Consider the following 20,393-nt stretch of genomic DNA (forward strand, 5'->3'; position numbering starts at 1 on the left):
GCGCCATGGAAACACATATTATAGAACTCAATGGGCTAACCAAGCGCTACGGGGGCATAAACGTGGTAGACCACTTGGACCTAAGCATAAAAAAAGGTGAGGTTTTTGGTTTACTGGGGCCAAACGGTGCCGGAAAAACCACCACAATCCTGATGATGCTAGGCCTGATTGAGCCCACCTCCGGAATCTCCAAGGTTTGCGGACACAACTCTACTTCCAACCCTATTGATATAAAACGGAAGGTAGGCTACATGCCCGACCGGGTAGGCTTCTATGACGATATGACCGGGCTTGGAAACTTAATATACATAGGGCAGCTTAATGGGCTCAATAAGTTTGAAGCAAAAAATTTGGCCATAGAAATGATGAAAACAGTAGGTTTGGAGAAAGCCCTTAACTCCAAAACCGGCACCTATTCCAGAGGCATGAAACAACGCTTGGGCCTGGCCGATGTATTAATCAAGCAACCCGAAGTGATTATTATGGACGAGCCTACACTGGGCATCGATCCAAGCGGCATTAACGATTTCCTAAAGCTCATAAAAAAACTAAGCTACGAACAAGGCCTAACCGTGCTGCTCTCGTCTCACCATTTAAACCAAGTTCAAAAAATATGCGACCGGGTGGGCATTTTTGTAAAAGGAAAGTTACTGGCCCAAGGCCATATTGAGCAGCTTTCTGAGCAGCTATTCCCGCAAACGTCGCATCAAATTCAAATAAGCCTTAAAGAAGCCTTTCCTAAAACAAATGGAGACGAGCAAGCATTGCTCCAATTGGTAAAGGCAAAACATATAGCCAAAAACAACAACAATATACAGGTGGACTGCAACAAGGATTTTACCCCACAAATCGTGAAGTTTCTGGTTGACAAAAACTACAGTATTACCGGAGTGCACCAAAAAAACTATGGATTGGAAGATATATACCAAAAATATTTTGAGAACAAAAAGCATAGCGCAGATTATGGCAAGATCTAATAATTATTTTACGTTAAAGAAATTTTCAAGTAAGAATATTCCTCTTTGGATAATGGTAAAAAAGGAAATTGCCGATTATATTAGAAGCTGGCAATTTATTATTTTGTTATTAATTACCGCTCTTACCTTTTTTGCCTCGATGTATGTGGCCATGAGCAATATAAATGCCGCTGTTTCGAACACCAAAGATCCGGACCATTTACTGGTATATTTAAAACTACTGACCATTACCGATGGCAGCTTACCTCCCTTCCATGTATTTTTAAGTTTTTTAGGGCCTCTTTTGGGTATCAGTTTAGGTTTTAATGCCATTAATTCCGAGCAAGAAAGCGGCACCCTGATAAGGGTTATGGCGCAACCAGTTTACCGAGACAACCTACTGCTCTCTAAATTTATAAGCGTTAATATTCTTTTAAGTGCCATATTTGCCACACTCGCTTTACTCATGGTGGGCTCGGGCTTGCTAATAACCGGGGCACCCATTGAATTTGAGGAATCTATAAGAATATTCAGCTATGTTATTTTATGTGTATTTTACGTAGGCTTTTGGTTTAGCTTGTCGATTATATTTTCAGTTCGTTTTAAGCAGGCGGCCACGGCGGCCATCGCATCCATAGGTTTTTGGTTGTTCTTTACTATATTTTACAACATCATCATCAATATGGTATCCAAAGTAATTATTCCAAAATCGAGCTTATTTTCGCAGCAGCAACACGCTTGGGTTAAAGCCTTGTTCCATATGGCCCCCAATCAACTGTATAACGATGCTACCACCACGCTTTTAATGCCCAAAGTACGAAGCCTTGGCCCCATGAGCATGGAACAAATGGCCGGAGCCATCCCTAACTCACTGCCCATACGAGACAGCCTTTTAATGGTGTGGCCGCAGGTTAGCGGATTAATTTCTGCAACAATTGTTTGTTTTGCCCTAGCATATTATTTCTTTATGAGGAAGGAAATAAAATGTTAGTTGGCGTTAATATATGGTATGAAGAAAGGAAAATTACATAGTATTAAAAGCCTATTGTACATCTCCAATATAGAGGTATTCTATATGATTATATAAAAAATGCCTACAAAAGTGAGTTTTACTTTTAAAGGCATTTTTAAATATTCTCCTAAGAATTAATTAATAGCAAAACAAAGATGCACAAATATTGAAAAGAGGGCAATACTCAATTTGAGTATTTTTATCAGAATAAAAACGTTTTGTTGGATTTTAGCATGCCTACCAATTCACCCGTAGATGAAATATTCAGTTTCTTTAAAATATTTCTTCGGTGCGTATCAACCGTATTGGGGCTTATGCCAAGTTTTTCAGCAATTTGTTTACTGGAATAATTCAACGCCAACAACCGGATAATGTCGCGCTCTCTATGACTTACTCCATCCGACAGAAGTTTTTGCGAAAGGTTGCTATAATACACTGTTTCGTATTCATTTTTGCTGTTTAGCAACTTAGCAGATGCTGTTATGGGCAACTTCAATTCGCCCGAAAGCACCGTATAATGGGCCAACCCAATAATGGGCTTTTCGTTCAAATCAAACTCCAAGGGCGTGGTATTTTGGATGATATTTACATATTCATCCGAATTGTTTTTAAATCGGTAATTCCAAGTGTAGCTCATTTTCCCCCGGTCATTCAAATCAATTTCGCTAAGTGTAAACGCCATCAAATCATTCAGTGCTTTTAGCCACGCCTCCAAGTCGTCTGGGTGAATCTTACTCCAGAAATAGCGCATCCCTTTAGCCTGTAAAGTAGCACTATCCAAGCCTAGGCAAGCAGAATAATTTTTACTCACATATTCAAAAGCCAATTCTTGGGTGTTTGTAACACAAAAAAAAGTTGAACCATACGGTAAAAAAGCATCCAATTCAACTATCTTTTTTATATGTTCTTCTAATGATGGGGCATCATAAGATTTAAATATTTCTTTGTAGGTATTTTTAATACTATTAAAGTTCATTTAGCAGAAGGATTGAGAAAAAGTAACGCAATTGACAAGCTAAATTTAAGCATAAAAAAAATCCCAAAGTAAAAAACTTTGGGATTTTAAAGTGGGCGCGAAGGGATTCGAACCCCTGACCCCTTGGGTGTAAACCAAGTGCTCTGAACCAACTGAGCTACGCGCCCTTGCTGTTAGCGTGTGCAAATATAAACTAGATTTTTATTCTGCAAAAACTTTTTTTGAAAAATTTTCAAATTATTTCTGCAACCACAAATGTACTTCCACCAGCAAAAATAAAATCGTCGTCGTTCGCTTGTTTCATAGCTTTTTTATAAGCCTCATTAACAGAACCGTAGACCTCACCTATCAGTCCAAATGGCATAAACCGTTCTTTTAGCACTTCGGCTTCAAGCCCACGTGGAATATCTGGTTTGCAGAAATAATATATTGCATCCTTGGGTAATAAATCTGTAATAGAATTCAAATCCTTGTCATTTACTACCCCAAAAACAATATGCAAGCGCTTATAATCTTCGGCTTTTATTTGGTTCATTACAAAACTTAAGCCATCTCTATTGTGTCCCGTATCGCAAACTACTTTGGGTTTGGATTGTAAAACCTGCCAACGCCCCAAAAGCCCTGTGCTTTTTATTACATTAAGCAATCCGTCCGAAATATGTTCTTCTGAAATACCGAATCCTTTATCAACCAATACCTTTAAAGCCTCAACAACGGTTTTTATATTTTTCTGTTGATAGGTTCCCACCAAATCGGAAGTATACACTTTGTTATTCTGTTGATCAGCGAAAGTAATTGAAGAATTATTTTTTACCGACAATTCCTTAAAAACAGGTTCGGTTTCCTCTTGCGTTTCACCGATAACCACTGGCACATCGGGTTTTATAATACCGCCCTTTTCAAAAGCAATTTCCCGGAGTGTCGTGCCCAAAAATTGAGTGTGGTCCAACCCGATGTTCGTTATCACCGACACTTCAGGGGTAATAATATTGGTGGAGTCTAGGCGTCCGCCCATTCCCACTTCCACAACGGCCACATCAACCTTTTCTTGTGAAAAATATTTAAAGGCCATACCCACGGTCATTTCGAAAAACGACAAATGATTAGCTTCAAAAAAAGACTTATTCTGCTCGATAAAATCAACAACAAAGTCTTCACTTACTTCCTTGCCGTTAATTTTAATGCGCTCCCTAAAATCTTTTAAATGCGGCGAAGTATAAAGACCTACCTTATAGCCTGATTCCTGTAAAACGGATGCCAACATATGGCTTGTGGAGCCTTTCCCATTGGTACCCGCCACATGAATAGATTTGAAATCTCTTTCGGGGAAGTTTAAGTGTTGAGCTAATTTATGAGTGTTGGACAAATCTTTTTTGAATGCCGAACTGCCCTGACGCTGGTACATGGGAAGTTGCGCAAACATCCAGTCCAAAGTATTTTGATATGTCATTTTATGATTACTGGCTAAGTTGGAAGTTAACACTAACGAAACCGATTTGACGCGTAGGCGCGTTAGGATCGGCCGGCCATTTGTGAGATAGGGCGATTTTTTTAGCTGGTTGGAGCAAACACTCGGCGGTGTTCGTTGTTCCTCTGACCCCTGGGGTTGCCTCAATAACATTGCCACTTTGGTTAACAATTATTTTTACGATAACCATTCCGGATTCATTGCAATCCTGTTTAAGCCTTTGGAAAGAAGCCCTTCCACGGCCATTGAGCCCGTAGCCAACGCCACCACTTCCTGAACCTTGTCCGCCAAAATAACTGGGCGCATACGGGTCGCCATCTAATTGACCTTTATCTCCTGCTTTATTATCATTACCTTCACTACCAGTTTCTGAGCCTTCAGATTTACTTACACCGCCAATTAGCGCATCCAGTTTTTTCTTTTTTTCTTCCTGTTCGCGCTTTTCCTTCGCGATTCTTTCAGCTTCTGCCTTCGCTTTGGCTTCTGCAATGGCTTTTGCCTTAGCTTCAGCTTCTTTTTGTTTTTTTATAGCTATTTCTTCAGCGTTATCGGCTGTAAGCACCTCTTCTTTAACTTCGGAAGTTTTGGCAGGTTCGGGTTCTGCCTTGGAAACATCGGGTTGTGGCGGCTCTTCAATTTCCCTCGGTTCAGATTTTACAGGTTTTAAAGGCTGAACATTGCCGCTGCCCACATTTGAATTTCCAAAATTTACGGCTACACCGTATTCTTCTGGCGGATCCATATATTTTGTACCAACCACAAACAGCAACAATACCAAAATAACCGTAATCAATGCGGTTAACTTAGCCGAGTTTCTTTCGTGTTTGGTTTTAAAAAACTTCATGAGTTTATGTTTTTGCGATGGTCACAAGGTCATTTTCAGAAGAAAAGAAACCTGTTTATTGCGGTTTTACGGCCAATATCACTTTGAACTTGTTTCTGTTCGCGATATCCATCACCTTAACCACATTTTCAACGGGCACCGATTTTTCGGCGCGAAGTACAATGGTGGGTTTTTCTTCCGCAGACAATGCCGCCAACAATTCATTTTCAAGGACACTCTCACCAACCCTTTTTTGGTCGATATAATAGGTCAAATCTTTTTTGATACTTACGGCAACCGATTTTTTGTTTTCGGTCTTTCCGCTAGCTTTTGGCAGCAAAATATCAATCGCATTGGTAGTTACCAAAGTAGAAGCAATCATAAAAAAGATAAGCAGCAAGAATACAATATCCGTCATGGACGACATATTAAATTCTGGCGTAACTTTATTTCTTCCTCTAAAATTCATATTAAGTTGGTTCGTTTAGGTGATCTAAAAACTCTAACGAGTTGGCCTCCATTTTATACACCACCTTATCGGTCTTTACAACCAAATGGTTGTATGCCATATAAGCCACAATACCTACAATTAAACCCGCAACCGTAGTGGTCATAGCGGTGTAAAGTCCGCTGGCCAACACATCCATTTGAATGGTTCCTCCAGCATTGGCCAATTCGAATATGGCTAGAATCATACCAATTACCGTACCAAGAAACCCAATCATGGGGGCCGCACCTGAAATGGTTGCCAGAATACTGATGTTTTTTTCGAGCCCATAAATTTCCAATCGGCCTGCATTTTCAATAGCGGTGTTGATATCGGCTAAGGGCTTTCCTATTCGTGAAATACCTTTCCCAATCAGGCGTGAAACTGGCGAATTTACCTGCGCGCAAAGCATTTGTGCAGAATCAATTTTGCCATTACTTACATGATCCTTTATTTGGTTCATGAAATTGGCATCGACGTTCGATGCGGCCTTAATTGCAAAAATGCGTTCAAAGTAAATATAGATGGCACTAACAAGCAATAAAAACAAAACAGCTATTATAACTTGTCCGGCCACACCTCCACTACTAATCAATTCAATAATGGATAATGTTTTTTCAACAGACTCACCATCTAGTGGCAGTTCTGCCGCTTCCTGTGTATTTTGCATTAACATGTTTATTTTTTCTTTAATATAGGTAACGAAAAATTACTGGGTAAATTATACTAATACCAATTTTACCATAATATATCCCAATCCTCCTAAAACTATGGTATAAGGCAAGGCCATTTTTACCATTTTCCCATAGGACAGATTAATAAGCGGCGCTAAAGTTGACGTTAACAAGAATAAAAATGCAGCCTGTCCGTTTGGTGTCGCCACACTAGGCAGATTAGTACCAGTATTAATCGCTATGGCCAATTTTTCAAAATGCTCTCTATCAATAGCTCCACTTTTAAAAGCCTCTTGTACCTCTCCAATATATACCGTTGCCACAAATACATTGTCGCTAATTGCAGAAAGCACACCGTTGGCCAAATAGAACAAACCTGGCTGTGATGCTGGATTCTGCTCTAATGCCCAATGTATAATCGGACTGAACAAATGCTGATCATGAATCATGGCCACAATCACAAAGAATACCACCAAAAGACCTGTAAATGGCAATGCTTCCTCGAAGGCATGACCTAACTGGTGCTCGTCAATAATCCCAATGAAAGCTGTTTGGAAAATAATCAATGCCAATCCTATAAAACCTACCGGTGCCAAGTGTAATGCTAAACCAGCAATTAGTAAAATAGCAGCAATGCCTTGCACCTTTAAGGCATATTTTTCTTTATCTGTACGGATTCTGTCTTGTTCTTCGGTATAGTTTTCAATAATACCAGCCACTACAGGAGGTAGTTTCGCTCCGAAACCAAAAGCACCTGTCAACTCTAAAACAACAGTTGTTGCCATACCTGCAAACAACACCGGAATGGTAATAGGCGCCATTTTCACGAAAAACTGAATGAAGTCCCAGCCCATACGTTCACCTATCAATAAGTTTTGTGGTTCACCTACCAAAGTACAAACCCCTCCTAGCGCCGTACCAACCACACCGTGCATGACCAAGCTACGTAAAAAACTTCGGAATTGCTCCAGCGTTTCGCCACTAAGCTCCTTTTTATCCTTTATACCGCTTTCATTGAAATCGGCCGTTTCGCTGGAATGTATTTTATGGTACACCCCATAAAACCCTACGGCTACACTAATTAAAACCGCCGTTACAGTTAACGCATCCAAGAACGCCGACAAAACTGCCGATAAGAAAACAAATAACAGCGAGAGCACTAACTTCGATTTTATTTTAGTGAACACCTTACTGAAAATATACATTAACAGTGGTTTCATAAAATAAATACCGGCCACCATGAAAACAAGCAGTAAAATCACCTCCAAGTTTTGATCCACTTCATGGTAAGCATTGTGCGGAGTTGTTAGGCCCAGAGCCAAAGCCTCAATGGCCAGCAACCCTCCCGATTGCAACGGGTAGCACTTTAACGCCATGGCCAAAGTAAAAATGAATTCACCAATAAATACCCAAGACGTTACCGTTTTTCCTAACACATAGAAGGAAAACACATTGAATATTAAAAAACTGATCATGGTTAACTTAAACCATCTGGGGCTATTTCCTAAAAAGTATTTCAACATAATTGTAATTTAAATAAGTTGGTTAAGTGCAATTTGATATGCTGTAGCACTCATTCCTGTTTTTGATTTATTGTTATTATAGATATTTTGTATTGCTTCTTTAATTCGTTTTGAAGTATCATAAAAAATGGCCTCATCGGTCATTTGTACTTTACGTTCCATAAAATAGGCAAACACCCTGGCCATACCGCAGTTTGAAATAAAATCGGGAATTAAACTCACTTTATAATCGGTATGTTCCATTATTGGGCCAAAGAAAATTTCCTTATCGGCAAAAGGTACATTAGCCCCGCAAGATATCACCTCTAAACCACTATCAATCATTTTGTTTATTTGATGGATAGTTATTAATCGTGATGCCGCACAAGGCGCAAATATTTCGGTTTGCAACGACCATATTCTTTTATTGCTTTCCGTAAACGGAATTAAATTTTCGGCGACTAATGTATTTCCTTTTTTGGCAAGAAACAAATCCTTTATCTCTTCAAACGAAAAACCGTCTTGATTTATCAATCCGCCACCAGCATCGATTATCCCTACAATCTTGGCTCCCATTTGAGACAAATAAAACGCTGCAGCCGCTCCCACATTCCCAAAACCCTGTACAACGGCCCGTTTTCCTATTACAGAACCGCCATAAATGTGATAATACTGCTTTACCGCCTCGGCCACACCAAAACCGGTAATCATATCGGCTATGGTATATTTCCTCGACACATTGGGCGAGTAATCTGGATTTTCAATCACCTTAATCACCCCTTGGCGTAACTGCCCAATTCTATTTATTTTATCGGCTTCAGTTGGTTTAAAATGTCCGTTGAACACGCCTTCCTGCGGATGCCAAACCCCACTTTCTTCCGTTATGGGTATCACCTCGTGGGTTTCATCAACGTTTAAATCGCCACCCGTACCATAATAGCTTTTCAGCAATGGAGACACGGCCGCGTACCAACGCTCCAAAACACCCTTTTTCCTAGGGTCATTTGGATTGAAATTAATACCCGATTTAGCTCCTCCTATAGGCGGACCAGAAACCGTAAATTTAATTTCCATGGTTTTGGCAAGCGACAGCACCTCGTTCATATCGAGGCCTTCACGCATGCGGGTTCCGCCACCGGCAGCACCACCTCGTAACGAATTAATCACGGCCCAACCTTCAGCTTCCGTTTCAGGATCCTTCCAATTGAAAACAATTTCGGGAGCCTTATTTTCGTACTTTTTTAGTAATTCTTTCATTTCTATGTTTTTGAATCTTTTTATGCATAATGTGTTTTGTTTTCCTGAAAAGTTTAGCAAAACCCAGCTACAATTGATTCATTTTTATAGAAAGTTTAAATTAAATTGCAACAAATATAACAAACAAAAAGCCCCATTGATATTAAATTTTCATAAAGTTTTAAGGCCAAAAAATCTTACCTGAACTGTGGTTTTTAAAAGCTCCCGTTACGCTTTTTAGGCAATTGATTTCGTTGCGAAGTTTTAACACCCCCAGAAACCCAAAAATGAGCGCTTCCTTAAATTCGACCAACTTCTTTTTGGGAATGACTATATTTTGATTGGAAAGCGAACGGATTCTGCCAATTAAATATTGATTGTAAGCACCGCCCCCGGTAATTAAAACGGTGGCTTCTTTTTTTGAAGTGATTTCTGAAGTGATTTGAATGGCGATATGCTCTACAACCGTTCTCAGAATATCTTTTATTTCTAAATTATAACCATCAATTACGGGGAGGATTTCTTTCTTCACCAATTCCAAACCCAAAGATTTCGGTGGATTTTCAGCATAAAACTGAAGCCTATTCAAATCTTTTAAAAGCGAAGTATTTATGTTTCCTGTTGAAGCGATTTTTCCACCGTCGTCATATTCAAAACCTAATTTTCGAACATAGTGGTTCAACACGATGTTTACGGGGCAAATATCGTAAGCAATCCGTTCGTCATGAATTTCGGTGGAAATATTTGCAAAACCGCCCAAGTTCAAACAATAATCATATTCCGAAAACAGCAATCGGTCGCCAATAGGAACCAACGGTGCGCCCTGTCCGCCCAGCTCCACATCCTGCACCCTAAAATCGCACACCACCGTTTCGTTCAACAATTTCGCCAAATTAGGAAGATTCCCAATTTGAAGTGTGAGTTTTTTTTCGGGTTGATGCAATGCCGTATGCCCGTGCGAACACACCGCGTCAAGGTTTTCTATTTTATGTTTTTGTATGAATGTTTTAATAACACCCGCCAAATATCCGGTGTAATCGGCATCAATTTTAGACAGTTCTTCCATTGAGCACGACACTAACGTCGCTAATGTTTTCTGCCATTTTTCAGGGTACGGAAGCGTTTCTGAAGTCAGCATTTCAAAACGCCACAACCCATCAAAATAAAATTTGACCTCAACCAAATCGATGCCATCCAACGAGGTGCCAGACATCACCCCTACAACGTGATATTCATTATTTACCATACCCGACAAAAATAACAAAGCGATTGAACAATTAACAACAAAAAGTTATATTTACAGATAATTTTCAGTGAAAACGCAAAAATTTTATCAATTATGAATTTCAACCTTTCCGAAGAACATAAACTAATTCGTGATGCCGCCCGCGATTTTGCCCAAAACGAATTACTGCCCGGCGTTATTGAACGCGACGAAAAACAGCATTTCCCAAAGGAATTAGTCAAAAAAATGGGCGATTTGGGTTTTCTGGGCGTGATGGTCGACCCGAAATACGGCGGCAGCGGTATGGACACGATTTCATATGTGTTGATTATGGAAGAGCTATCAAAAGTAGATGCTTCGGCCTCGGTGATTGTTTCGGTAAACAATTCGTTGGTATGCTACGGTTTGGAAGCCTATGGCACCGAAGAGCAAAAAGAGAAATACCTCACTAAGCTGGCCACTGGCGAATTTGTGGGCGCTTTCTGTTTAAGTGAACCTGAAGCGGGCAGCGATGCCACTTCACAACGCACCACGGCTATCGACCAAGGCGACCACTATCTCATTAATGGCACCAAAAACTGGATTACCAACGGCGGGCGCGCCGATGTATATATCGTGATTGCGCAAACCGACCGCGACAAAGGCTCGCACGGCATCAACGCTTTTATTGTTGAAAAAGGCACCGAAGGGTTTCACATTGGTCCGAAAGAAGATAAATTGGGCATCAGAGGAAGCGACACGCATACACTTCAGTTTAATGATGTAAAAATTCCGAAAACGCAACGCATTGGCCCCAACGGTTCGGGATTCCGGTTTGCCATGAAAACCCTTTCTGGCGGGCGCATTGGCATTGCGGCACAGGCTTTGGGTATTGCCGGCGGCGCTTACGAACTCGCCCTTAAATATTCGAAACAACGCAAAGCCTTTGGCACAGAAATTTGTAACCACCAAGCCATTGCGTTTAAGTTGGCCGATATGTATACCGATATTGAGGCTGCCCGAATGCTGGTAATGAAAGCGGCGTGGGATAAAGACCAAGGCCAGAGCTACGATAAAAGCAGTGCCATGGCTAAACTATATGCCTCGCAAGTAGCGATGGACCACACCGTTGAGGCCGTACAAATACACGGTGGCAACGGTTTTGTTAAGGAATACCACGTAGAACGCCTGATGCGCGACGCTAAAATCACCCAGATTTATGAGGGCACTTCTGAAATACAGAAAATTGTGATTTCGCGGAGTTTGATTCGGGAATAAGAATTTAAGAATTATTGAATGTGCAAAGTTTTTTAAACCAAAACAAAAAATGACCAAAATCACCACCATAGCAAGTTGCGGCAACTCCCCAAAGCAAGAATTCTTAAGAGACATCAACATTGCTTTTGCCCAAGGTCATTCCAAAATTTTGATTGAAAGTGCCACAGACGACATCGTTTGGGAGATTGTTGGCGACAAACCATTAAAGGCATAGCCCATTTTACGGAAGAACTTAAAACCATGGAAGCTGCCAAGACCAAAGAACTCATTCTGGAGCGCATTATCACGCATGGTAAAGAAGGCGCCGTAAGCGGTATTCTGAAAACGAAAAACGACAACAGTTATGCCTTTTAAGATTTCTATGAATTCAGCAGCATAAAAAAGTTATAAAACAAAACCGACAACCTGTTGTTTTCTAAAGCTATAAGACTTAAAACAAGTTCAACCGCTCCCTTCTTTCTAAATTCAAAATAGCAAAAAACCACCCGTTTCTGTTAAGTCTTTCTAAAACTGCCGACCTATTGTCTACATATTTATATATTTAGTCTAAAAAACTAACCCATGCAAAAAACATACTACGACCCTTCCGATTTAAAAAAATTCGGAAAAATTAGCGAGTGGAGTCCCGAGTTGGGCGAAAAATTCTTCGAATATTACAACTCGGTTTTTAAAGAAGGCGCACTCACCGAACGCGAAAAATCATTAATCGCCCTTGCTGTGGCGCACACCGAACAATGCCCCTATTGTATCGATGCTTACACGCAAGACGGACTGCAACGTGGCATTACCAAAGAAGAAATGATGGAAGCCCTGCACGTTGGCGCGGCCATTAAAGGTGGCGCATCGCTGGTGCACGGTGTGCAAATGATGAATAAAGTGAATAAGTTAGATATGTAAATCGTATGTCGTAAATTGAAATATGATCAAATCCCTACACAAGCGCAACAGCGATTTAGCCAAAAGCAACAAACAGTTGGAAATCCTATCGAACGGCATTTTCCAAAACGGCGATTTGCCTACTTTTAAAAATAAAATTGCCGAGACGAACCAGTTTCCGCTAAAAGCCAAAAAACTGGAAATCCTTCAAATTAACGTGGGCTATATGTGCAACCAAGTTTGTACCCATTGCCACGTTGATGCTGGACCCGATCGCAAGGAAATCATGACGTGCCATACCATGAAACAGTGCTTGGAAGTTATAAAAAATACGGGCGCACATACTTTAGACCTAACCGGCGGTGCCCCAGAAATGAATCCCAATTTTAGATGGTTTGTTGAAGAAGCTTCAAAAGCCGGCATAAAAGATTTTATTGTACGCTCCAACCTCACCATTATCCGGGCCAATAAAAAATATTACGATTTACCCGATTTTTTTAAAAAACACAATGTACACATAGTGAGCTCGATGCCTCACTGGACTCGTGGCAAAACCGACAAACAGCGCGGCGATGGGGTTTTCAACGCCTCCATCGAAGCCTTAAAAATGCTGAACGATGTAGGTTACGGCATGCCCGATAGTGCTTTGCGATTAGATTTGGTATACAATCCATCGGGTGCTTTTTTGCCGGCCAACCAGACCTCGATGGAAAAAGATTTTAAGAAAGCTTTGTTGGAAGATTTCAATATTCAATTCCATAATTTATTCGCTATCACCAATCTGCCTATTTCCAGATTTTTGGACTATTTGATTGCTTCTGAAAACTACGAAGATTATATGTACGCTTTGGTTGAGGCTTACAATCCGGCTGCGGTAAAAAACGTGATGTGCACAAACACCCTTTCCGTAAGTTGGGACGGCTATTTATACGATTGTGATTTTAACCAAATGTTGGAATTACCCGTAAACAGTAAGGTGAAGCACATTTCAGATTTCAATGAAGATATTTTGGAAGGCCGTAACATTGTTATTTCACAACACTGCTACGGTTGCACTGCTGGCGCCGGAAGCAGTTGCCAAGGTTCGGTAGCTTAATTTTGAAGTATGAACAAAGAATTAGTTATTGTTTTTGTAAAAAACACCCAACTTGGCAAAGTGAAGACTCGATTGGCACGAACCATTGGAGATGAAGCCGCTTTAACCGTTTATTCTGAACTGCTTAAAGTGACTGAAAAAGCGGTAAAACATTTGGATGCCGACATTCAAATTCATTTTTCAAAACACATTGAAAGTTCCAATTGGAATGGATTTTTAAAAACTATTCAACAAGGTAAAGATTTGGGCGAACGCATGTACAATGCCTTTCAAAAGGGCTTTTCAGAAGGATATGAACGTATAGTACTCATTGGTTCCGATTTACCCGATATTTCTAAAAAACACACCCAGCAAGCTTTCGATAAATTAAAGAAACAAGATGCCGTTTTTGGCCCTGCCGAAGATGGCGGCTATTACCTGATTGGACTCAGCAACATGCACCGCTGCATTTTTGAAAACAAACCATGGAGCCAACCGCAACTTTTAGCAGAAACCACAACCGAATTAAAGCAACAAACCATAAGTTTTACTACTTTAGAAACCTTAAACGACATTGATACTTTTGAAGATTTAGTGGCTTCAAAATTTTATCAAAACAACAACACATTACAAGAAAAAATCAAGCAAATCCATGATTAAGTTTATAGAAGAAACCGTTGATTACTTGCAAAATAGAGGCTTTAAAAGCCCCGAAATCGGAATCATTCTCGGTACCGGTCTGGGGCAACTCATCAACGAGGTAGAAATTATTAAAGAGGTCAGCTACAACCACATTCCCAATTTCCCAACAGCCACTGTCGAATTTCATAAAGGCAAACTCATTTACGGTGTTTTAGCTGGAAAAAAAGTAGTGGTGATGCAAGGCCGCTTTCATCTTTACGAAGGCTACACCTTGCAGGACGTAACCTTTCCCGTTCGCATCATGGAAAAATTGGGCATTAAAACACTTTTGGTATCCAATGCTGCTGGCGCCATAAACCTCAACTTCAAAAAAGGTGAATTGATGCTTATTGAAGACCATATTAATCTTCAGGGCAGTTCGCCATTGGCCTTTAAAGGGGTGAGCCTTTTGGGCGAGCGCTTTACTGATATGAGTGCGCCTTACGATGCCAAAATCAATGCCACTTTTAAAGACATCGCCAAAGCCAACAACATCACGTTGCACGAAGGCGTGTACGCCAGTGTCGTGGGGCCTCAACTGGAAACCCGTGCTGAATACCGCATGCTAAAAATCATTGGTGCCGATGCCGTGGGTATGAGTACCGTTCCAGAAATTATTGTGGCCAACCATTTAAACTTAAGGGTAGCAGCCGTATCGGTTTTAACCGATGAATGCGACCCAGACAACCTGAAACCCGTTGACATAAAAGACATTATTGCCAGTGCAGAAAAAGCAGAGCCGCAAATGGTAACATTATTTAAAGCATTAATAGAAACACTTTAACATCTTAGCGTCATTCCGAACCAAGTGAAGGAATTTATTAAAAAGATTGCCACACTTCGACTGCGCTCAGTGCAGGCTACGCCGAATGACCAACACAACACAAATGAGCTACCTAGAAACCACCCACAACGTTTACAAAGAAGCCGCACTAACCCCAGACGTTGGGCTGTGCTGTACCACCAACCCTATTTGGGAATTGCCCGGATTAAAAATTCCGAAAATCATGCAAGAAATGAACTATGGCTGCGGCTCAACGGTTCATGCCAGAGATTTATCGAATAACCCTAAGATGCTTTATGTAGGTGTGGGTGGCGGTATGGAATTGCTTCAGTTCGCTTATTTCAACCGAACAAAAAACGGTGTTGTTGGCATTGATGTAGTTGATGAAATGCTGGAAGCTTCCCGTAAGAATTTTGTTGAGGCCGAAGAACTTAATCCGTGGTTTAAAAGCGAGTTTGTCGATTTAAAAAAAGGCGATGCACTCAACCTTCCCGTTGAAGACAACAGCATCGACGTGGCTGCTCAAAACTGCCTATTCAATATTTTTAAAACCGATGACTTAAAAAAAGCCATTGCCGAAATGTACCGCGTTTTAAAACCACATGGCAAATTGGTAATGAGCGACCCCACTTGCGAACAACCCATGAACGAAACCCTTCGCAACGACGAAAGGCTACGTGCCCTGTGTCTAAGTGGCAGTTTACCTATTGCCGACTACGTAACAATGCTTACCGATGCAGGTTTTGGCACTATTGAAATCCGTGCCCGTAAGCCTTATCGTATTCTCGACCCGAAAAACTACCCAACAGACGAGTTGATTTATATCGAATCCATTGAAGTGGCAGCTATAAAAGACCCCATGCCCGAAGATGGCCCCTGCGTGTTTACCGGAAAAGCAGCCATCTATTTTGGCTCGGACGATTATTTTGACGACAAAAAAGGACACGTTTTATTAAAAAACCAACCCTTAGCGGTGTGCGACAAAACTGCGGGTGCTTTAGCGGCATTAAATAGGGACGATATTTTTATTAGTGAATCTACTTTCCATTATGATGGTGGTGGATGTTGCTAAACTTTAAACCATGCCTAGCTCCAAAAAAACATTAGCTTTAATTGTTTTAGCTCAGTTTTGTTGCACTTCACTTTGGTTCGCGAGCAATGGTGTGATAAAAAATATGATTTCAGAATTTAACCTGAACGAAAACGCCTTAGGCCATTTAACCTCGGCCATACAGTTTGGGTTTATTGTGGGCACATTAACATTTGCCGTGTTTACTATTTCCGATAGGTTTTCGCCCTCAAAAGTATTTTTTGGTTCGGCCATTCTTGGCGCACTTTTCAACTTGGGCATATGTTGGCCTGAAAACACTTTAACGAGCTTAATTATATTTCGCTTTTTAACGGGCTTTTTCTTGGCAGGAATTTACCCTGTAGGGATGAAAATTGCAGCCGATTATTTTGAAAAAGGCCTCGGGAAATCGCTCAGTTTTTTAGTCGGCGCCCTCGTTTTAGGCACTGCATTTCCGCATCTATTAAGTAAGTTTACAAATCCCAATATCTGGTACGCCGTTATTTTAGGTACTTCTGCACTATCAGTTGTTGGCGGCTCTTTAATCTTCACTTTGGTCCCCGATGGCCCAAATAGATTACCTAGCAAAACCCTTGATTTGACTTCCTTTGTTTCCATTTTTAGAAACAAACCATTCCGTTCGGCAGCTTTTGGTTACTTTGGGCACATGTGGGAGCTTTATACCTTTTGGGCTTTTGTTCCGTTGGTTTTAAAGTTTTACAACTCTCAATTCAAAAATGACTTAGACGTTTCGTTTTGGGCGTTTTTTATAATAGGCATTGGCAGTTTGGGCTGTGTTTTAGGAGGGGTTTTATCTGAAAAGTTCAGTGCTAAAAACATCAGTATCGCAGCACTTTCGGTTTCAGGATTATGCTGTTTGGTTTCGCCTTTTATATTTTCAGCAGCATCAAACACTTTACTTATTGTTGTCTTATTATTTTGGGGCATCGTGGTTATTATGGACTCGCCCCTACTTTCCACGTTAATCGCCCAAAACGCAACCCCCGATAAAAAAGGCACCGCGCTTACCATAGTAAATTGCATGGGATATTGCATTACCATAGTGAGCATTCAACTAACCACTGTTTTTCTTGAATCCTATGTCTCCATTTATATATTCAGCATTTTAGCCATTGGCCCCGTTTTTGGAGTGATTTCATTGGTGAAAAACAAAGCCTTAAAAGGCTAATGAGCACTATGGAAAGGTATATTGAAATTATTTTGAACGCTTACAAAGGATACTGGAATTATCTAAAAAACGAGATATTCTTCCCAAACCATTGGGACAATTATTTTTATGGGTTAATTATCATTTCATTAGCCGTTTGGCTGTTGGAAATCATCTTTCCGTGGCGAAAAAGCCAAGCCATTTTCAGAAAAGATTTTTGGCTCGATACCTTTTACATGTTTTTCAATTTCTTTTTACTGAACCTTATTGTCCTCATAGCCTTATCGAACACGGCCGAACATATGTTTAATGATATTTTAGGTGTTTTTGGATTGAGCATTTCCAACGTTCAACTTTTTGATGTGGATACACTACCCAAATGGCTGGGGTTGCTCATTTTCTTTTTAGTTTCCGATTTTGTTCAATGGAATACCCACCACCTTTTACACCGCGTGCCTTTCTTATGGGAATTTCATAAAGTGCATCATTCGGTGAAACAAATGGGCTTTGCAGCACATTTACGCTACCATTGGATGGAACCCGTGGTTTACAAATCGGCACTTTATATTCCCATTGCCCTCATCGGCGGTTTTGATGCGCAAGATGTCGCAATAGTCCACTTTTTTGCCATTACCATTGGCCATCTAAACCACGCTAATTTAGGTTGGGATTACGGCATTTTTAAATACATTTTCAACAACCCGAAAATGCACATTTGGCACCACGCTAAAGCTTTGCCCGAACATGTTAGGTATGGTGTAAATTACGGACTAACCTTGAGTATTTGGGATTACCTCTTTAAAACCGACTATTTGCCGTATAGCGGAAAAGACATTGAATTGGGCTTTGAAGGCGACCATAATTTCCCAAAAAAATTTATGGAACAAGAGTTGTTTCCATTCACAAAAAAACAATGATTAAAAGATTACTGATTGGCTTTGCAATTTCTTTTGGGTTATTTGCCCAAGCACAACATTTTGACCACAGTAAATTTTCAGAACTCTTACAAGCCCATGTTTCGGAAGGTGGAAACGTAAACTACAGTACCATAAAAGCTAACCCCAATGTTTTAAACCAATATTTAGCTGAATTTTCAAAAGCGCATCCTACGGAATCGTGGCCTAAAAACGAAACCTTAGCCTATTGGATTAACGCTTACAATGCCTTTACCATCAAATTGATTATTGACAATTACCCCATAAAAAGCATTAAAGACCTTAAACATCCGTGGGACCAAAAATTTATTCCCATTAACGGAAAGTTACTTTCACTGAACCATATTGAACATGACATTTTACGTAAAATGGGCGAACCTCGCATCCATTTTGCTATTGTTTGCGCCTCGCACTCTTGTCCGAAACTACAAAATGAAGCTTTTGTTCCTTCCCGCTTGGATGAACAATTCACCCATGCGACTAAAACATTTTTAAACGACCCTGAAAAGAATGTCATCTCTAAAGAGCACTTGGAACTTTCAAAAATCTTTAAATGGTTTAAAAAGGATTTTGAAGAAAACGGCTCTTTAATTGAATTTATAAGCCCATACACTGAAACTACTATTTCAAAAGCTGCAAAAATTAAATACAAAGACTACAATTGGACTTTAAATGAGTAAATTTACAATATGCACCTCATTTCAACCATTATTCCTGTTTTAAACGAAGCAGCCCATATTGGCCAATTATTAGATTATTTGGCTAAAAACGTAAAAAACAAAACCCATTTCGAAATTATAATTGTAGATGGCGGCAGTACCGACGGCACAGAAAAAGTTGTCCGTTCATTCATTGAAAATAACGGCACTAAAATTAGATTAACGCTTTTACATTCAGAAAAAGGTCGTGCCAAACAAATGAATTACGGCGTACAGCACGCGCGAGGCGACATCCTTTATTTTTTGCATGCCGACTCTTTTCCGCCCAAATATTTCGACCAATTTATAGTTGATGAAATAAAAAAAGGCAACCCAGCGGGATGTTTTAGAATGCAATTCGACAGCAACCATTGGTGGCTACAATTGGCGAGTTGGCTCACGCAGTTCAATTGGCGGGCTTGCCGCGGAGGCGACCAAAGTCAGTTTATCACTAAATCACTGTTTAATGACATAGGCGGTTTTGATGAGCGCTACGTGATTTACGAAGACAACATTTTAATCAACGCGCTTTATGAAAGGGAGCAGTTTGTCGTCATCAATAAAAAACTGAAAACTTCAGCCAGAATGTACCGCAAGCACAGCATCTGGAAAGTGCAATACCTCTATTGGTCTATTTACATCAAAAAATGGCTTGGTGCTGATGCTAATCAGCTTTACCAACATTATAAACGTCACCTTTCAACAAACAACTAGTCCTTGTTTCTTCCCTTTTCGTTGGGATACAAACAAGGCAAATTATCACTTTGCCAAAAGCTTTTAGTTTCGACATCCATGGCTGTTAATTTACCTTTAAAAGCTGCGCCTGTATCAACGTTCCATACGTTTGTGGCATTCATGGGTTTTTCAACACCAAAGTTTGTGGTTGGCGTGTGGCCAATATAAATTTCGTGGTAATGGGTCAGTCGTTTTGGAAACAATTCAGAATCCCTTTCAATACTTTTATCCATGGTCAAGGCCATTTCCCAAAGCGTTCTATCAAAATACAATGTGGTTTGGAACACTTCTTTTTCAACCCCATGCATCGAAGTAAAACCAGCGTGTAGAAACAAGCGGTTTTTATTATCCAAATGATACATTTTTAGGTTTTCAAAAAAAGCTAAATGCTTTTGTTTATCCTCTTTTGAAAAACCAGAATAGCTTTCCATGGTTTCTTTTCCACCATGGATGTACCAAGTCATATCCACGCTTCCGTCTCGCAACCATTCCTCGCACCACACATCGTGGTTTCCTTTTATAAAGATACAATTGATTTTCTCAGAAAGTTCAATTAAAAACTGAATCACCTGTGCCGACTCGCTCCAACCATCTACATAGTCGCCCATAAAAATAAGCGTGTCGCCATCCTTAATTTCCAATTTATTTAGAAGCTGAACCAAAGCTTTAAGTCCGCCATGAATATCTCCAATTGCTAATACCCGCATAATATTTTGTTTTCAGCAAAGCTAAGGGTTTACCACCAAAATAGTCAAG

The 20,393-nt window shown here is 40.3% G+C and carries 22 protein-coding genes and 1 tRNA gene; 13 read left to right on the top strand and 10 right to left on the bottom strand.

Translation table 11 applies throughout. The features are described from left to right. The first annotated feature begins 5 nt into the window (after positions 1-5). A complete protein-coding gene (locus HC176_RS04990; protein WP_167917076.1) occupies positions 6-977 on the top strand; it encodes an ABC transporter ATP-binding protein in 972 nt (323 codons plus the stop codon). Further along, positions 964-1,947, top strand: coding sequence for an ABC transporter permease (locus tag HC176_RS04995; protein ID WP_209309663.1), 984 nt, complete (start codon positions 964-966; stop codon positions 1,945-1,947). Before HC176_RS04990 ends, HC176_RS04995 begins: the two co-directional genes overlap by 14 nt. A 223-nt stretch (positions 1,948-2,170) precedes the next feature. On the opposite strand, the gene HC176_RS05000 is transcribed toward HC176_RS04995, so the two are convergent. The 9 genes from HC176_RS05000 to HC176_RS05040 form a co-directional block, all read right to left on the bottom strand. Continuing rightward, positions 2,171-2,944, bottom strand: a complete 774-nt coding sequence (locus HC176_RS05000) for a LuxR C-terminal-related transcriptional regulator (RefSeq protein ID WP_167917077.1) — start codon at positions 2,942-2,944, stop codon at positions 2,171-2,173. A gap of 92 nt (positions 2,945-3,036) precedes the next feature. Beyond that, a tRNA-Val gene (locus HC176_RS05005) sits at positions 3,037-3,111 on the bottom strand. A 65-nt stretch (positions 3,112-3,176) separates the two neighbouring features. Next, the gene (locus HC176_RS05010; protein ID WP_167917078.1) at positions 3,177-4,394 is read right to left on the bottom strand and encodes a bifunctional folylpolyglutamate synthase/dihydrofolate synthase; all 1,218 of its coding nucleotides are present in this window, start codon (positions 4,392-4,394) and stop codon (positions 3,177-3,179) included. 7 nt (positions 4,395-4,401) lie between these two features. Then, on the bottom strand, positions 4,402-5,256 hold the full coding sequence (locus tag HC176_RS05015; protein WP_167917079.1) for an energy transducer TonB: 855 nt from the start codon (positions 5,254-5,256) through the stop codon (positions 4,402-4,404). A 55-nt stretch (positions 5,257-5,311) separates the two neighbouring features. Further along, positions 5,312-5,704, bottom strand: a complete 393-nt coding sequence (locus HC176_RS05020) for an ExbD/TolR family protein (RefSeq protein WP_167917080.1) — start codon at positions 5,702-5,704, stop codon at positions 5,312-5,314. Between the two features lies 1 nt (position 5,705). Then, positions 5,706-6,398 carry a MotA/TolQ/ExbB proton channel family protein gene (locus HC176_RS05025; protein WP_209309664.1) on the bottom strand — a complete coding sequence of 231 codons (693 nt, stop codon included), beginning with the start codon at positions 6,396-6,398 and terminating at the stop codon, positions 5,706-5,708. Between the two features lie 45 nt (positions 6,399-6,443). Continuing rightward, positions 6,444-7,919, bottom strand: coding sequence for a sodium/proton antiporter NhaB (nhaB, locus tag HC176_RS05030; RefSeq protein WP_167917082.1), 1,476 nt, complete (start codon positions 7,917-7,919; stop codon positions 6,444-6,446). Positions 7,920-7,928: 9 nt separating this feature from the next. Then, positions 7,929-9,155: a Glu/Leu/Phe/Val dehydrogenase dimerization domain-containing protein gene (locus tag HC176_RS05035; protein WP_167917083.1), complete on the bottom strand. Its 1,227-nt coding sequence runs from the start codon at positions 9,153-9,155 to the stop codon at positions 7,929-7,931. A gap of 160 nt (positions 9,156-9,315) precedes the next feature. After that, positions 9,316-10,380, bottom strand: coding sequence for an anhydro-N-acetylmuramic acid kinase (locus tag HC176_RS05040; protein ID WP_167917084.1), 1,065 nt, complete (start codon positions 10,378-10,380; stop codon positions 9,316-9,318). Between the two features lie 93 nt (positions 10,381-10,473). Between HC176_RS05040 and HC176_RS05045 the strand changes: the two genes are divergently transcribed. The 11 genes from HC176_RS05045 (at position 10,474) to HC176_RS05095 (ending at position 19,616) form a co-directional block, all read left to right on the top strand. Further along, on the top strand, positions 10,474-11,616 hold the full coding sequence (locus tag HC176_RS05045) for an acyl-CoA dehydrogenase (protein WP_167917085.1): 1,143 nt from the start codon (positions 10,474-10,476) through the stop codon (positions 11,614-11,616). A 49-nt stretch (positions 11,617-11,665) separates the two neighbouring features. Continuing rightward, complete coding sequence (locus HC176_RS05050; RefSeq protein WP_167917086.1) at positions 11,666-11,830, top strand: hypothetical protein; 165 nt, start codon at positions 11,666-11,668, stop codon at positions 11,828-11,830. Between the two features lie 347 nt (positions 11,831-12,177). Then, complete coding sequence (locus tag HC176_RS05055) at positions 12,178-12,513, top strand: arsenosugar biosynthesis-associated peroxidase-like protein (RefSeq protein ID WP_167917087.1); 336 nt, start codon at positions 12,178-12,180, stop codon at positions 12,511-12,513. A 22-nt stretch (positions 12,514-12,535) separates the two neighbouring features. After that, a complete protein-coding gene (arsS, locus tag HC176_RS05060; protein WP_167917088.1) occupies positions 12,536-13,588 on the top strand; it encodes an arsenosugar biosynthesis radical SAM (seleno)protein ArsS in 1,053 nt (350 codons plus the stop codon). 9 nt (positions 13,589-13,597) lie between these two features. After that, positions 13,598-14,227 (top strand): TIGR04282 family arsenosugar biosynthesis glycosyltransferase, encoded by a 630-nt coding sequence (locus tag HC176_RS05065; RefSeq protein WP_167917089.1) that lies wholly within the window; start codon positions 13,598-13,600, stop codon positions 14,225-14,227. After that, positions 14,220-15,032 (top strand): purine-nucleoside phosphorylase, encoded by an 813-nt coding sequence (locus tag HC176_RS05070; RefSeq protein WP_167917090.1) that lies wholly within the window; start codon positions 14,220-14,222, stop codon positions 15,030-15,032. Before HC176_RS05065 ends, HC176_RS05070 begins: the two co-directional genes overlap by 8 nt. A 103-nt stretch (positions 15,033-15,135) precedes the next feature. Further along, positions 15,136-16,104, top strand: coding sequence for an arsenosugar biosynthesis arsenite methyltransferase ArsM (arsM, locus tag HC176_RS05075; protein WP_167917091.1), 969 nt, complete (start codon positions 15,136-15,138; stop codon positions 16,102-16,104). A gap of 10 nt (positions 16,105-16,114) precedes the next feature. Beyond that, positions 16,115-17,290, top strand: coding sequence for an MFS transporter (locus tag HC176_RS05080; RefSeq protein ID WP_167917092.1), 1,176 nt, complete (start codon positions 16,115-16,117; stop codon positions 17,288-17,290). Between the two features lie 8 nt (positions 17,291-17,298). After that, a complete protein-coding gene (locus tag HC176_RS05085) occupies positions 17,299-18,186 on the top strand; it encodes a sterol desaturase family protein (protein WP_167917093.1) in 888 nt (295 codons plus the stop codon). Next, on the top strand, positions 18,183-18,884 hold the full coding sequence (locus HC176_RS05090; RefSeq protein WP_167917094.1) for a DUF547 domain-containing protein: 702 nt from the start codon (positions 18,183-18,185) through the stop codon (positions 18,882-18,884). Before HC176_RS05085 ends, HC176_RS05090 begins: the two co-directional genes overlap by 4 nt. A 9-nt stretch (positions 18,885-18,893) precedes the next feature. Beyond that, the gene (locus tag HC176_RS05095; protein ID WP_167917095.1) at positions 18,894-19,616 is read left to right on the top strand and encodes a TIGR04283 family arsenosugar biosynthesis glycosyltransferase; all 723 of its coding nucleotides are present in this window, start codon (positions 18,894-18,896) and stop codon (positions 19,614-19,616) included. Here the strand turns inward: HC176_RS05095 and HC176_RS05100 are convergent. Further along, the gene (locus tag HC176_RS05100; protein WP_209309665.1) at positions 19,613-20,344 is read right to left on the bottom strand and encodes a metallophosphoesterase family protein; all 732 of its coding nucleotides are present in this window, start codon (positions 20,342-20,344) and stop codon (positions 19,613-19,615) included. The genes HC176_RS05095 and HC176_RS05100 overlap by 4 nt on opposite strands. Positions 20,345-20,393 lie beyond the last annotated feature (49 nt).

This window comes from Tamlana crocina, from assembly GCF_012037625.1.

Excerpts from the sequence above, each read along its gene's own strand:
- HC176_RS04990 (WP_167917076.1), top strand. The coding sequence starts at position 6 with ATGGAAACACATATTATAGAACTCAATGGGCTAACCAAGCGCTACGGG.
- HC176_RS04995 (WP_209309663.1), top strand. The coding sequence starts at position 964 with ATGGCAAGATCTAATAATTATTTTACGTTAAAGAAATTTTCAAGTAAG.
- HC176_RS05000 (WP_167917077.1), bottom strand. The coding sequence starts at position 2,944 with ATGAACTTTAATAGTATTAAAAATACCTACAAAGAAATATTTAAATCT.
- HC176_RS05010 (WP_167917078.1), bottom strand. The coding sequence starts at position 4,394 with ATGACATATCAAAATACTTTGGACTGGATGTTTGCGCAACTTCCCATG.
- HC176_RS05015 (WP_167917079.1), bottom strand. The coding sequence starts at position 5,256 with ATGAAGTTTTTTAAAACCAAACACGAAAGAAACTCGGCTAAGTTAACC.
- HC176_RS05020 (WP_167917080.1), bottom strand. The coding sequence starts at position 5,704 with ATGAATTTTAGAGGAAGAAATAAAGTTACGCCAGAATTTAATATGTCG.
- HC176_RS05025 (WP_209309664.1), bottom strand. The coding sequence starts at position 6,398 with ATGTTAATGCAAAATACACAGGAAGCGGCAGAACTGCCACTAGATGGT.
- nhaB (WP_167917082.1), bottom strand. The coding sequence starts at position 7,919 with ATGTTGAAATACTTTTTAGGAAATAGCCCCAGATGGTTTAAGTTAACC.
- HC176_RS05035 (WP_167917083.1), bottom strand. The coding sequence starts at position 9,155 with ATGAAAGAATTACTAAAAAAGTACGAAAATAAGGCTCCCGAAATTGTT.
- HC176_RS05040 (WP_167917084.1), bottom strand. The coding sequence starts at position 10,380 with ATGGTAAATAATGAATATCACGTTGTAGGGGTGATGTCTGGCACCTCG.
- HC176_RS05045 (WP_167917085.1), top strand. The coding sequence starts at position 10,474 with ATGAATTTCAACCTTTCCGAAGAACATAAACTAATTCGTGATGCCGCC.
- HC176_RS05050 (WP_167917086.1), top strand. The coding sequence starts at position 11,666 with ATGACCAAAATCACCACCATAGCAAGTTGCGGCAACTCCCCAAAGCAA.
- HC176_RS05055 (WP_167917087.1), top strand. The coding sequence starts at position 12,178 with ATGCAAAAAACATACTACGACCCTTCCGATTTAAAAAAATTCGGAAAA.
- arsS (WP_167917088.1), top strand. The coding sequence starts at position 12,536 with ATGATCAAATCCCTACACAAGCGCAACAGCGATTTAGCCAAAAGCAAC.
- HC176_RS05065 (WP_167917089.1), top strand. The coding sequence starts at position 13,598 with ATGAACAAAGAATTAGTTATTGTTTTTGTAAAAAACACCCAACTTGGC.
- HC176_RS05070 (WP_167917090.1), top strand. The coding sequence starts at position 14,220 with ATGATTAAGTTTATAGAAGAAACCGTTGATTACTTGCAAAATAGAGGC.
- arsM (WP_167917091.1), top strand. The coding sequence starts at position 15,136 with ATGAGCTACCTAGAAACCACCCACAACGTTTACAAAGAAGCCGCACTA.
- HC176_RS05080 (WP_167917092.1), top strand. The coding sequence starts at position 16,115 with ATGCCTAGCTCCAAAAAAACATTAGCTTTAATTGTTTTAGCTCAGTTT.
- HC176_RS05085 (WP_167917093.1), top strand. The coding sequence starts at position 17,299 with ATGGAAAGGTATATTGAAATTATTTTGAACGCTTACAAAGGATACTGG.
- HC176_RS05090 (WP_167917094.1), top strand. The coding sequence starts at position 18,183 with ATGATTAAAAGATTACTGATTGGCTTTGCAATTTCTTTTGGGTTATTT.
- HC176_RS05095 (WP_167917095.1), top strand. The coding sequence starts at position 18,894 with ATGCACCTCATTTCAACCATTATTCCTGTTTTAAACGAAGCAGCCCAT.
- HC176_RS05100 (WP_209309665.1), bottom strand. The coding sequence starts at position 20,344 with ATGCGGGTATTAGCAATTGGAGATATTCATGGCGGACTTAAAGCTTTG.